Raw genomic sequence first — 12,949 nt, forward strand, 5'->3', positions numbered from 1 at the left:
GGGACGCAGACGGCGCGGGCGCCCCGAGACGGGGCGCCCGCGCCGTGGGGGTGGCGGGGTCAGCGGCCGGCCAGCGAGCCCAGGCTGGGGTCCGTGAGATCGTCCGGCAGGGTGTCCGGGACGACCATGCCCTCCTGCTCCACGAGCCGGTCCGAGACCTCCCGCAGCAGGTAGGACAGCGGGATGTCCAGCGCCTGGCAGATCGAGGCCAGCAACTCGGAGGAGGCCTCCTTCTGGCCGCGCTCCACCTCCGACAGGTAGCCGAGCGAGACACGGGCGTCGTGCGAGACCTCGCGCAGGGTGCGGCCCTGGAGCTGCCGGACGTCGCGCAGGACGTCGCCGATCTCGTGGCGGAGGAGGGGCATGCTGCGCTCCTTGATGTCGGGGGCGGCCGCGCGGGGACGGGGCTGGTCATCGACCCAGCGCGTGATTCCGTGGGAATGGACGGGATGTCGCATCATGTCTATCGCCTGCTCCTGGACTTTTCCTGAAGGGCGCCGGGCCGCGAGCCTGATCCCGCGAGGCACTCTTCTTGACTCGTTACATTCAACGTCGGGCGGGGTCGCGTTCATTCCCGAGACATGGTCTCCCCCGCCGTCGGGCCCTCGGCGGCCCCGTCGCCCTCGTGCCGCTCCGAGCGCCGATGCCGTTCCCGCAGGGAGTAGGTGGCGTTCCGGATGCGGTCGGAGTCGTCCAGGCTCGAGCCGACGGCTCCGGCCATCGTGCCCATCGACGCCGCGAGCCACACGAGCCGCACGTAGTCGCCCACGCCGCCGGGCTGGTCGAGCTCCTCCTCCAGATACTCCACGGGGATGATCATGAGCGCGACCAGCAGCAGCGTGACGAAGAGCAGGACGTAGACCACGGTGCAGGCCAGACCGACGGTGAGCACGGTGGAGAGGTTGTCCAGCCGCGAGCTGTGCCGGTGGGTCGCACCGTGCGTCCACAGGCCGTTCGTGGTGACCAGCCACGCCACCAGCAGCACCACGGACAGCACGCTGACCGCCGCGAGCCGCACCGGGGACATCACGCTGGAGAGCACCCAGATGGAGCCGAAGAACACGCCGTAGGCACCGGCCGCGCTGGCCGAGGCGATCGTGAACGTCATGTCCCGCGGCATGAGCAGCGGCCGGTTGGCCATCACCATCCCGGCCAGCAGGCGCAGCGTGCCCGTCCAGCCCTTCACGTACACCGTGGACGTGCGCCGGGACCCGCCGCCCATCCCGGTGGTCGTGGTCACGTCCGCGTCGACGTCGCCCAGTGGGGCGATGCCCCGCAGCGCGGCCGTGTCGGGCTCGGGAGGCTCGTCCGCCGGGGACCGGCCGCCGTCCTCCTCCACCTCGCCGGACTCGTCGGAGGACTGCACGTCCAGCTCCCCGTCCGGCGGGTCCACGTGCGGGGCGGTGTCGATGTGCTCGACGATCCGCAGCACCGTCTCCCGCAGCCGGCGGGCCGGGGTGATGACCCCCAGCGCCGGGACGCACACGACGCCGACCCGCAGCTGCGGCACGACGTCCGCCACCACGCCGCGCCGGTCGTCGAACCGGGGCAGGTCGACGACGGCGACCACCGTGTCCCATCCCCGCCCGTCCGCGAGTGAGCGGACCGGCTCCTCCAGGACCATGCCCCCGGTCGCACCGACCGGCAGCGACTCCTGCCGTGTCTCGACCCGCCAGCCGCCGGGCTGCGGCAGGCGGTCGTCGAGCCGGTCCTCGACATCCCCGGCGATGCGGCGCACGAGGGCCCACGGGGTGCCCGGGTCGGCCACGAGGCCGATGACGCGGGGGCCCGGGGCGTCGTCGCCGTCCTGCGGCGCATGCTCGGGCGGGGTGGGAGGCGATGCGGTCTCCATCGCGCCGAACCTACGCGGCGGGGCGGGCCGGCACCAGGGACGGGGCGCCGAGGCGGGTCGGTCGGCGCCCCCATGCAGCCTCAGTGGCCGCGGCCGGCGAGCAGGCGCGTCAGGGCCTGCAGCGCCGCGGCGACGGTGGCCTCCCGGATCGCGGCCCGGTCGCCGTCGAGCCGGAGGAGGATCGCGGTGGCCGCGCCGTCGCGCTCGCCGCCGAACACGTCCAGCGCGCTCGCGTCCGCGTCGGGCACGGCCAGGCCGAGCCACACGGTGCCCACCGGCTGGCCCTGGTGCGGCTCGGGCCCGGCGACGCCCGTGGTGGCCACACCGACGTCGGCGCCCAGGGCCGCCCGGGCGCCGAGGGCCATCCGCCGGGCCACGTCCGCGTCCACCGCCCCGACCCGCGCGAGCAGGTCCTCCGGCACACCCAGCAGGCCGGTCTTCACGGCGTTCTGGTAGGCCACCACGCCCCCGTGCAGCACGGCCGACGCCCCGGGGACGTCGGCCAGGCGCGCGGCCACCAGACCGGCGGTGAGGGACTCCCCCGTCGCCACCGTGAGGCCCGCGTCCGCGAGCGCGTGCACCACGTCCCGGGCCGCCGCCATGGTCATCGCCTCAGGCCCCCCGCTGGGCGGCGAGCGCGTCCCGCCGCAGGACCCACGCGTCCTTGACGTACTCCAGGCCGGTCAGCACCGTCAGCACGGTGGCGGCCCCGATGACCACCCATCCGGCCCACGGCCACCAGCCGCCCACGAGCGGGGCCAGGGGCAGGAGCAGCAGGCCGATGCCCACGGTCTGCAGCACGGTCTTGAGCTTGCCGCCGCGGCCGGCCGGCATCACGCCGTAGCGGATCACCACGAAGCGCATCAGGGTGATGCCCCATTCGCGCACCAGGATCACGATGGTCACCCACCACCACAGCTCGCCCAGCAGGGAGAACAGCACGAGGGCCGTGCCCGTGAGCAGCTTGTCCGCGATGGGGTCCGCGATCTTGCCGAAGTCGGTGATCAACCCGCGGGCGCGGGCGATGTCCCCGTCGAGCTTGTCGGTGTACATGGCCGCCGCGAACAGCGCCAGCGCGACCCAGCGGGCGACGAGCGAGTCGCCGCCCCACGGCCCGCCGGCCCACAGCGCCCAGGCGAAGAAGGGCACCATCAGGATGCGCACCGAGGTCAGGATGTTCGGCAGGTTCCAGGCGGACACGTGCTGCGCCCCACCCGCCGTGCTCATCTGCCCGTCAGCTGCCACGCGTCCTCCGATCCCTCGTCGTCGTCCTCATCGTTCCAGTCCACGGCGGCCGGGCGCGAGTCCAGATCCTCCTGCACCAGGTCGCGCGGACCGGCCGACGCCGAGGCGTCGCCGTCGCCGGAGGTGGCCGAGGGCGGGGTGTCTCCGGAGATGGTGGCGAGCACGTCCGCGAGGTCGTCGGGCTTGACCAGCACGTCGCGGGCCTTGGAGCCCTCGGAGGGGCCCACGACGCCGCGGGACTCCATGAGGTCCATGAGGCGGCCGGCCTTCGCGAAGCCCACCCGCAGCTTGCGCTGCAGCATGGACGTGGAGCCGAACTGCGTGGTGACCACGAGTTCGACGGCCTGCAGGAGCAGGTCCAGATCGTCGCCGATGTCCTCGTCGATGACCTTCTCGGTCTTCTCGGGGATCACGTCCTCGCGGTACTGGACCTGCATCTGCGACTTCACGTGCTCCACGACGGCGTGGATCTCGGACTCGTTGACCCACGCCCCCTGCACGCGCATGGGCTTGGACTTGCCCATCGGCAGGAACAGGGCGTCGCCCTGGCCGAGCAGCTTCTCCGCGCCGGGCTGGTCCAGGACCACGCGCGAGTCCGTGACCGACGACGTCGCGAACGCCATGCGCGAGGGCACGTTGGCCTTGATCAGGCCCGTGACCACGTCCACGGACGGCCGCTGCGTGGCGAGCACGAGGTGGATGCCGGCCGCACGGGCCAGCTGGGTGATGCGCACGATCGCGTCCTCGACGTCGCGCGGGGCGACCATCATCAGGTCCGCGAGCTCATCCACGATGACCAGCAGGTACGGGTACGGGCGCAGCACGCGCTTGGAGTCCGGCGGCAGCTTCACCTGGCCGGCCCGGACGGCCTTGTTGAAGTCGTCCACGTGCTTGTAGCCGAACGCCGCGAGGTCGTCGTAGCGGGTGTCCATCTCCTTGACGACCCACTGCAGCGCCTCGGCCGCCTTCTTCGGGCTCGTGATGATCGGGGTGACCAGGTGGGGCACGCCCTCGTACGCGGTGAGCTCGACGCGCTTGGGGTCCACCATCACCATGCGCACCTCGTCCGGGGTGGAGCGCATGAGGATCGAGGTGATCATCGAATTCACGAACGAGGACTTGCCGGCGCCGGTGGCGCCCGCCACGAGCATGTGGGGCATCTTCGCGAGGTTGGCCACCACGTAGCCGCCCTCCACGTCCTTGCCGACGCCCATCACCATCGGGTGGTCGGTGCGCTGGGCGGCCTGCGAGCGCAGGACGTCGCCGAGGGCCACGACCTCCTTGTCCGTGTTGGGGATCTCGATGCCGATCGCGCGCTTGCCCGGGATGGGGCTGAGGATCCGCACGTCCGAGGAGGCCACCGCGTACGCGATGTTCTTCTCCAGCGCCGTCACCTTCTCCACCTTGGTGCCGGGGGCGACCTCGACCTCGTACCGCGTCACCGTCGGCCCGCGGGAGAACCCGGTGACCTGGGCGTCCACCTTGAACTCGGTGAACGTGGTGGTCAGCGCGGCGACGACCCGGTCGTTGGCCTCGGAGCGCTCCTTCGGCTGGGGCCCGGCCGGGAGCAGGGCCGACTGCGGCAGCGTGTAGGACACGTCCCCGCCCAGCTCGGACTGGGTGCCGCGGGCCGGCTCGGCGGTCACCGGCGGCACCGGTGCGGGGGTGCGGGCGGGCACGGCGGAGGACGACGACGGCGCGGCGGCCCCGGAGCCCTGACGTGGGGCGTCGTCCAGGGCGAACGGGGTGTCCTCCCCCGCGTCCTCCTCCGGGGCTGCGGCGGCCGGGGCGGCGGCCCCGCGCTGGGCGCGGGCGTGCTCGCGGACCTGCTCGAGGGCACGGTCCGCGGCCGTGGGCCGGCGCACTCCGGCGGGCGGCTGCGGCTCGGCGTCCGCGTCCTCGGGCGCGTCGTCCTCGTCCACCCACGGGTCGAAGTCGTCCGAGGCGTCCCGGCCCGCATCCCGCGCGTCCGCGGCGGCCTGCTCGGCGTCGAACACGCCCTGCTCCCCGCGAGCGGCTCGCCGGGGGGCGGGCCGGGGCAGGACCTGGGTGGTCTCCGCCTCGGGGGCGGCGTGGGAGCCGGCCTCGGCCTCGTGGATCACCGGGGAGTCGTAGGCGGTGCTGGCGGTGTGCTCCGGGGCGGCGTCGGCGGCCTGCTCCTCGCGTGCCCGGCGCCCGCCGAACAGGCGCGCGAACAGGCCGGGGCGGGAGGCCCCGGCGGCGTGGGCGCCGGCGGCCGGGCCGTCCAGGTAGGACTGGTCGTGGTCCGGGTGGGTGCGCCCGGTCTCCGCGTCCACGGAGAGCGGGGCGGCGAGGTCCTCGGCCTCGCGGCGCTCCTCCCGGGCCCGGCGCCGCTCGGCACGGCGGGCGGCCCGCTGCTCGGAGGCGCCCTCGGGGTCCTGGCCCGTGAGCCAGTCGTAGCCGCCCGCGATCCGCTGCGGGATCGAGCCGACGGGCGTCGCGGTGAGCACGAGCACCGAGAAGAAGGCCAGCAGGATCATGAGGACCCAGACGGGCACGGGTGTCAGCAGGGAGGCCAGCGGCGCCGTCGCCAGGTAGCCGACCATGCCCCCGGCGCCGAGCATGTCCTCGAAGGCCTCGGCGGCCGAGGGCACGCCGCCCACGAGGTGGGCGATGCCGGAGCCCGCGACGGTGGCCATGAGCAGGCCGATGATGATGCGCCCGTTGGCGCGATGGTCCGTGGCGTGGCGGAAGCAGCGCACGGCCACGACGAGCAGCGCGATCGGCACCAGGAGGGCGAACCACCCGACGGTGCCGCCCACCACCCCGTGCACCACGCGGCCGACGGCGGTGCCGCGCAGGCCCCACCACTCCACGGCCGCGATCAGCGCGGCGAGCAGCAGCAGGAGCAGGCCGGTGCCGTCACGGCGTTCCTCGCGGTCGATGCGCACGTCCGGGCCGAGCTTGCGGAAGCCCGCGCCGACCGGTGTGGCCAACCCCATCCACAGGGTGTGCAGGGCGCGCAGGGGCGCGGCGGGCCGGTCGGCCTCGGGGACGGTCGCGGTCGACCCCTTCCGTCCGGAGCCTCGGCGTCCGGCGGAGCCGGAGCGGGACGTGGCGGAGGAGGACGACGAACGCGTGGGGGAAGTACGGGTCGCCATGCCCACCAAACTACCGCGAACCGCGGACACGGCAGGCATGGCGACCCGGAGGGGTCAGGCCTCCAGGACCACCGGGATGATCATCGGGCGGCGGCGCAGCTTGCGGTTGACCCACGTGCCGACGGTCCGGCGGACCACCTGCTGGAGCTGGTGGGCGGTGTGGTCCTTGCTGGACTGCACGGCCTCCTCGAGCGCCCGGACGATCTTCGGCTTGATCTCCTCGAACACCTTCTCGTCCTCGGCGACGCCGCGGGCGTGGACGTCCGGGCCGGACACGATCGTGCCGGTCTGCCGGTTGACCACGGTGATGATCGAGATGAAGCCCTCCTCGCCCAGGACACGGCGGTCCTTGAGGTCCGAGTCGGAGATCTCGCCCACGGAGGAGCCGTCCACGTACACGTAGCCGCACTCCACCTCGCCGACGACCTTCACGAGGCCGTCGGTCATGTCCACCACGGTGCCGTTGCCGGCCAGGATGACGTTCTCGGCCGGCACGCCGGTCTTCTCCGCGATCCGGCCGTTGGCGATCAGGTGGCGGGTCTCGCCGTGCACCGGCATCACGAACTCGGGCTCGACGATGTTGTAGCAGTACAGCAGCTCACCCTCGGAGGCGTGACCGGAGACGTGCACCTTGGCCATGCCCTTGTGCACCACGGTCGCGCCGAGCTTCATGAGCCCGTTGATCACGCGGAACACGGAGTTCTCGTTGCCCGGGATCAGCGAGGAGGCCAGCACGACGAGGTCGCCCTCCTCCAGCTGCACCTGATGGTCCCCGTTGGCCATGCGGGACAGGGCCGCCATCGGCTCGCCCTGCGAGCCGGTGACCATGAGCACGATCTCGTCGTCGCGGTACTTGTCCACCTTGCGGATGTCCACGAGGATCCCGTTCGGCACGTTGAGGTAGCCGAGCTTCGCCGCGATGGTCATGTTGCGGATCATGGAGCGCCCGCCGAAGGCCACCTTGCGACCGTGCTTGTGGGCGGCGTCGAGGACCTGCTGGACGCGGTGCACGTGGGAGGAGAACGAGGCCACCACGATGCGGCGCTTCGCCGTGGCGAAGTAGCGCTCGAGGGTGGGGCCGATCTCCGCCTCCGTGGTGGTGAACCCCGGGACCTCGGCGTTCGTGGAGTCGGTCATGAACAGGTCCACGCCCTCCTCGCCGAGACGGGCGAAGGCGCGCAGGTCCGTGATGCGGCCGTCGAGCGGCAGCTGGTCCATCTTGAAGTCGCCGGTGTGCAGGATGGTGCCGGCGTCCGTGTGGATGGCGACGGCGAGCGCGTCCGGGATCGAGTGGTTCACGGCCACGAACTCGCACTCGAACGGGCCGAACTCGACGATGTCGTCTTCCTTGACCACGCGGGTGCGCGGCTTGATCCGGTGCTCCTCGAGCTTGGCCTCGATCAGGGCGAGCGTCAGCTTGGAGCCGATCACGGGGATGTCGTCGCGCAGGCGCAGCAGGTACGGCACGGCGCCGATGTGGTCCTCGTGGCCGTGGGTCAGGACGATGCCGACGACGTCGTCCACCCGGTCCCGGATGTAGTCGAAGTCCGGCAGGATCAGGTCGACGCCGGGCTGGTGCTCCTCGGGGAAGAGGACGCCGCAGTCGACGATGAGGATCTTGCCGTCGATCTCGAAGGTGACCATGTTGCGGCCGACCTCCTCGAGGCCGCCCAGCTGGACGATGCGGCAGGTGCCCCGCTTGAGCTTGGGCGGGGTGGACAGGCGGGTGCCTGCGGTCATGGAACGGGTCCCTTCTAGAAGGTGATGCCGGCCTCCGCGAGGTCGGCTCGGATGACGGAGAGCTCGTCCGGCGTGGCCTGGACGAGGGGCAGCCGCACGGCTGCGGACGGGATGACGCCCTGGGCGGCGAGGACGGCCTTCGCGGCCACCACGCCCTGGACGTGGGTCATGATGCCGCGCTGGACGGGGTCCAGCGCGAAGTGGTGATCACGGGCACCGGCCAGGTCGCCGGCGTGGACGGCGTCCACGAGCTGGCGGTACAGCTCGGGCGCCGCGTGCGCGGCCACCGAGACGACCCCGACGGCGCCGAGCGCCATGAGCGGCAGGGTCGCGCCGTCGTCGCCGGAATAGAGGTCGAGGTCCGTGTGCGCCAGGACGGTGGTGGTGGACTGCAGGTCCCCCTTCGCGTCCTTGAGCGCACGGATGTTGGGGTGCTGCGCGAGCGCGATGATCGTCGCGGGCTCGATCGGCATCACGGAGCGGCCCGGGATGTCGTAGAGCATGATCGGCAGGTCCACGCCGTCGGCCACGGCCTCGAAGTGCGCGCGGATGCCGGCCTGGTTGGGCTTGTTGTAGTACGGGGTGACGAGCAGCAGCCCGTCCACGCCCGTCTCGGCCGCGCGGCGGGACAGCTCGAGGGTGTGCGCCGTGTCGTTGGTGCCGGTGCCGGCCACGACCCGGGCGCGGTCCCCCACGGCCTCGACGACGGTGCGGAACATCGCCACGTTCTCCTCGTCCGTGAGCGTGGAGGTCTCGCCGGTGGTGCCGGTGACCACGAGGCCGTCGGCCCCACGGTCCACCAGGTGCTCGGCCAGCGCGGCGGCCGCCTCGAGGTCCACGGCGCCCTCGTCCGTCATGGGGGTGACCATGGCGGGCACGACCGTGCCGAAGAGCAGCTCGGAGGGGATGACGGCGGAACGGACGGCACTCATGGGCCCCACCCTACCTGCGAGACTGGGGGCCCGCGCCGTCCGTGGCCCCTCCGCGACGCGCGGCGACCCGAGAGGAGCCCGCCCTGCGTCCCGCCCTGCCCCCCGCCGCCGTCCGCCCGGACCGGCCCGCGCGTCGCCGGCTGCCCGGCGTCGACGCGGCCCGCGGGATCGCCCTGCTCGGCATGATCACCGTCCACGTCGTCGACCCGGCGACGGCGGACGGGGCGCCGCACCCGGCGTTCCTGTGGTTCGCCGGACGCGCCTCGGTGCTGTTCGTCCTGCTGGCCGGAGTCGGGCTGGCCCTGTCCACGGGGGGCGCGACGCCGGCCACCGGGGTCCGGCGCGCGGCGCTGCGCCGCCGGATCGCCCGACGCGCGGGCCTGCTGTTCGTGCTCGGGCTCGCGTGCGGGACGCTCGGCGTCCCCGTGGCCGTCATCCTGTGCCACTACGCCCTGCTCTTCCTGCTCGCGCTGCCCCTGCTGGGCCTGCGCGCCCGCGCCCTGGGCCTGATCGCGGGGGCGTGGCTCGTGCTCGGGCCGGTGCTGGTGTTCGCGGTGGTCGCGGCCGCGCAGTCCGCCGTGGGGCGCCAGGAGTTCTTCGTGGGCGGGCGGCTCTGGCTCTCCCCCGGCCCCGCAGACCTGCTGCGTCCCGGGCTGCTGCTGGCCGATCTCACGGTCACGGGCTACTACCCCGTCCTGTCCTGGGGCGCGTTCCTCGTGCTGGGGCTGGCCCTGGGGCGGCTGCCGCTGGACCGGCCCCGCGTGGCCGCCGGGATCCTCGGCGGCGGGGCCGCGGCGTGGGCGGCGGCCGGCGTCGTCGGCGCGGCGGTGCTGCGGGCCCCGGGCACGCTCGAGCGCGTCGCCGCGGCGATCGGCACGGACCCGGCCGAGACGGCGCTCACGCTGCGCACGGGCGAGCCGCGGCTCACGCTGCTGATCCCGGATCCGCTGTGGCTCGCCCTGCCGACCCCGCACTCCGGGTCCGTGGTGGCCGCCGTGCTCGCGGCGGGCTGGGCCGGCGCCGTGCTGGGCACCTGCCTGCTGGCCCGGCCGCTGGTCGGGCACGCCGCGCTGCGCCCGCTCGTGGGTGCGGGGCGCATCCCGCTCACGCTCTACGTGGGGCACCTCGTGGTGCTCGCGCTCGTGGACGCGACCGGACTCGACCCGGCCGACGGGGCGCTGCTCGCCGCCCTCGTCGTGCTGAGCCTCGCGGCCGGGCTGGCCGCCGAGCTCAGCGGCCGACGGGGTCCGCTCGAGGCCGTGATGGCCCGGCTCTCCCGGGCGGGTGAGGAACGGGAACGGGCCGTCGGGGGGCGCTGAGCGACGCGTGGGTAGCGTCAGCCGGCGCGGTGCAGGCGGACGGCCTCCCGGGCCGCCTCGCGGGCGCGGCGGCGGTCGCCCGAGGCGTCGTAGGCCAGGGCGAGGCGGTAGCGGGCGCGCCAGTCGCGTGGTGCGGCCTCGGCCTCCACGCGGTACAGCTCGAACTGGGCGTCGGCGGCCTCCCGGTCGATCCGGCCGCCCGGCGAGCGCGGCAGGTCGTCCTCCGGCAGCCCGCCCTCGGCCTCGAGCTGGTCCGCCAGGCGTTCGGTCTGGCGGCCGAACCACACCTCGCGGGCCAGGACGGCCACGGTCACCAGCACCACGAGGATGACGCCCACGCCGATCGCCTTGGCCAGCGGCTGCGGGGCGCGCACCAGCGCGACGGACGCGTTGAGGGCGAACCCGGCGAACAGCAGCACGAGCAGGCAGACGAAGCCGACCCACACCTTGCTCATCACGGTCGAGCGGCGGGCACGGGCGGCGGGCTCGGTCGGGCCCACGGCGCCGTCGTCGGGAGTGCGGGAGGGCTCAGCCAAGGTCCAGGTATCCGTCCAGTCCGTAGGTCAGACCCGGGCGGGAGGCCACGGTCCGCAGGCCGAGGACGACGCCGGGCATGTAGGCGCCGCGGTCGAACGCGTCGTGCCGGACCACGAGCTGCTCGCCCGGCCCGCCCAGCAGCACCTCCTGGTGCGCCTCCAGGCCACGCAGGCGCACCGCGTGCACGTGCACGCCGTGGACGACGGCGCCGCGCGCGCCGTCCGGGTCGTGCTCGGTGGCGTCCGGGGAGACGGGCACGCCGGCCGCCTCCCGGGCCGCGCCGATGAGCTCGGCGGTCCGCACGGCCGTGCCCGACGGGGCGTCCACCTTGTCCGGGTGGTGCAGCTCGACGAGCTCGACGGACTCGAAGTACCGCGCCGCCTGCGCGGCGAACGCCGAGGCCAGCACCGAGCCGACCGAGAAGTTCGGGGCGATCAGCACGCCCACCCCCGGGTGCTCAGCCAGCTGCGCCTCGAGGCGCTCGCGGCGCTCGGGCACCCAGCCCGACGTGCCGACCACGGTGTGCAGCCCGTGCTCCACGGCGAAGGCCACGTTCTCAGGCGAGGCGTCCGGCACCGTGAGGTCCAGGACGTGCGTGGCGCCGGCGTCGAGCACCGCGTCCAGGCGGTCCTGCGAGCCGAGCTCGGCCACGAGCTCCAGCCCCTCGGCCGCTCGCACCGCGGGCACCGCGTGGCGGCCCATGCGGCCACGGGCGCCCAGGATCGCGACGCGCGGGACGTCGTCGGGAGCGGACACGGCGGAGGGGGTGCGGGTCTCGGTCATGGCCTCCAGCCTACGCGGCCCGCCCCGGCGGCCGTGGCCGAGGTCAGGCCGGGGCGACGACGACGCGCGCCCGGTCCCCCGCGGCCAGGCGCGCGGCCACGGCCCGGACCTGGCCGGCGTCGACCTCGCGGACCCGGGCGAGGGAGGCCGCCAGGTCCACGTACTCCCCCGTGACCAGCTCGGCCCGTCCCAGCCGGGACATGCGGGCGCCCGTGGACTCCATGCCCAGCACGGTGCCGCCGCAGATCTGCCCGTGGGCGCGCGCGAGCTCCTCCTCGGTGACGTCGGCCTCGGCCATCCGGTCCAGCTCGGCCTCCATCAGCGCGGCCACCTCCTCCACCCGGTCCGGCTGGCAGCCTGCGTACAGGCCCCAGTAGCCGGCGTCGGAGTACCCGGCGGAGAACGAGTAGGTGTTGTAGGCCAGGCCGCGGCGCTCGCGGATCTCCTGGAACAGCCGCGAGGACATGCCCCCGCCCAGGACGGACTGCATGACGCCCAGGGCGAAGCGGTCCGGGTCCGTGGTGGACAGCGAGCGGCCGCCGACGAGGACGTTGGCCTGCTCGACCGCCTTGGTGACGGTGTGCGTGCCGGTCCGCACCCGCGAGGCCGCGGCCCCGGCGGTGTCCACGGCACGGCGCGGGGCGGGCAGGGCCCCCGGGGTGAGCTCCCAGCCCGAGGCGCGCAGGGCGGCGAGGACGAGGCGGCAGACCTCGTCGTGGTCGAGGTGGCCGGCGGCGGTGACGACGAGCTCGTCCGGGCGGTACCAGTGCGTGTAGTGCCCCACCACATGGTCGCGGGTGACGGCCCGGATCGTCTCGGGCGTGCCGCCGATCGGCCGGCCGAGGGGGTGGCCGTCCAGCATGACCTCGGCGAGCTTCTCGTGGGCCACGTCCACGGGGTCGTCCGCGTCCATGGCGAGTTCCTCGAGGATCACGCCGCGCTCGGTCTCGAGCTCGTCCGGGTCGATCAGGGAGGAGGTGAGCATGTCCGTGAGGACCTCCACGGCCATCGGCAGGTCCTCGTCCAGCACGCGGGCGTGGTAGACGGTGGACTCCTTGGCCGTGCCGGCGTTGGACTCCCCGCCCACGCGGTCGAAGGCGGCCGCGATGTCCATCGCGGTGCGCGTGGGAGTGCCCTTGAAGAGCAGGTGCTCGAGGAAGTGCGTGGCGCCGTAGCCCTCGGGCGACTCGTCACGGGACCCGACGGCCACCCAGTAGCCGATGGTCACCGAGCGCTGGTCCGGCATGGCCTCGGTGAGCACGCGGACGCCGCCGGGCAGCACGGAGCGGCGCACCACGGAACCGTTGCCCTCGTCCGCCAGCACGCCGTCGAAGTCCAGGGGGATCTCACGGTGAACACTCATGACGGCCATTCTCGCCCATGCGCGACGACGGCGCCGCACCACTCGCGGGGAGGGTG

The 12,949-nt window shown here is 74.1% G+C and carries 11 protein-coding genes; 1 reads left to right on the forward strand and 10 read right to left on the reverse strand.

The genetic code is table 11. From position 1 onward, the window contains the following. Positions 1 to 59 precede the first annotated feature (59 nt). From ABIB16_RS01765 to dapA, 7 genes are all read right to left on the reverse strand, one after another. Positions 60 to 461, reverse strand: a complete 402-nt coding sequence (locus tag ABIB16_RS01765; protein WP_036315027.1) for a helix-turn-helix domain-containing protein — start codon at positions 459 to 461, stop codon at positions 60 to 62. A 107-nt stretch (positions 462 to 568) separates the two neighbouring features. Then, positions 569 to 1,852 (reverse strand): hypothetical protein, encoded by a 1,284-nt coding sequence (locus ABIB16_RS01770; RefSeq protein WP_170721018.1) that lies wholly within the window; start codon positions 1,850 to 1,852, stop codon positions 569 to 571. 80 nt (positions 1,853 to 1,932) lie between these two features. After that, complete coding sequence (locus ABIB16_RS01775; RefSeq protein ID WP_170721021.1) at positions 1,933 to 2,454, reverse strand: CinA family protein; 522 nt, start codon at positions 2,452 to 2,454, stop codon at positions 1,933 to 1,935. A 10-nt stretch (positions 2,455 to 2,464) separates the two neighbouring features. Next, the gene (locus ABIB16_RS01780; protein WP_060974316.1) at positions 2,465 to 3,079 is read right to left on the reverse strand and encodes a CDP-alcohol phosphatidyltransferase family protein; all 615 of its coding nucleotides are present in this window, start codon (positions 3,077 to 3,079) and stop codon (positions 2,465 to 2,467) included. After that, entirely contained in the window at positions 3,076 to 6,219 is a 3,144-nt protein-coding gene (locus ABIB16_RS01785) for an FtsK/SpoIIIE family DNA translocase (protein WP_354436013.1), read from the reverse strand. Before ABIB16_RS01785 ends, ABIB16_RS01780 begins: the two co-directional genes overlap by 4 nt. A gap of 54 nt (positions 6,220 to 6,273) precedes the next feature. Further along, a complete protein-coding gene (locus tag ABIB16_RS01790) occupies positions 6,274 to 7,959 on the reverse strand; it encodes a ribonuclease J (RefSeq protein ID WP_002856517.1) in 1,686 nt (561 codons plus the stop codon). 14 nt (positions 7,960 to 7,973) lie between these two features. Further along, positions 7,974 to 8,891 (reverse strand): 4-hydroxy-tetrahydrodipicolinate synthase, encoded by a 918-nt coding sequence (dapA, locus tag ABIB16_RS01795; RefSeq protein ID WP_135019725.1) that lies wholly within the window; start codon positions 8,889 to 8,891, stop codon positions 7,974 to 7,976. Between the two features lie 41 nt (positions 8,892 to 8,932). Here dapA and ABIB16_RS01800 point away from each other — a divergent pair, with 41 nt between their 5' ends. Further along, complete coding sequence (locus ABIB16_RS01800) at positions 8,933 to 10,210, forward strand: heparan-alpha-glucosaminide N-acetyltransferase domain-containing protein (protein WP_354436014.1); 1,278 nt, start codon at positions 8,933 to 8,935, stop codon at positions 10,208 to 10,210. 17 nt (positions 10,211 to 10,227) lie between these two features. On the opposite strand, the gene ABIB16_RS01805 is transcribed toward ABIB16_RS01800, so the two are convergent. From ABIB16_RS01805 to ABIB16_RS01815, 3 genes are read right to left on the reverse strand one after another with little or no spacing between them, the layout of a single operon-like run. Beyond that, the gene (locus ABIB16_RS01805) at positions 10,228 to 10,746 is read right to left on the reverse strand and encodes a hypothetical protein (protein WP_036315008.1); all 519 of its coding nucleotides are present in this window, start codon (positions 10,744 to 10,746) and stop codon (positions 10,228 to 10,230) included. Continuing rightward, positions 10,739 to 11,530 (reverse strand): 4-hydroxy-tetrahydrodipicolinate reductase, encoded by a 792-nt coding sequence (gene dapB / locus ABIB16_RS01810; RefSeq protein WP_135019790.1) that lies wholly within the window; start codon positions 11,528 to 11,530, stop codon positions 10,739 to 10,741. The genes ABIB16_RS01805 and dapB overlap by 8 nt, the downstream gene beginning before the upstream one ends. A gap of 43 nt (positions 11,531 to 11,573) precedes the next feature. After that, positions 11,574 to 12,902: a M16 family metallopeptidase gene (locus ABIB16_RS01815; protein ID WP_036336783.1), complete on the reverse strand. Its 1,329-nt coding sequence runs from the start codon at positions 12,900 to 12,902 to the stop codon at positions 11,574 to 11,576. Between the last annotated feature and the right edge of the window lie 47 nt (positions 12,903 to 12,949).

It is taken from the genome of Micrococcus sp. UYEF5, from assembly GCF_040546065.1.
In the GTDB taxonomy this organism is placed as follows: Bacteria; Actinomycetota; Actinomycetes; order Actinomycetales; family Micrococcaceae; genus Micrococcus; species Micrococcus luteus.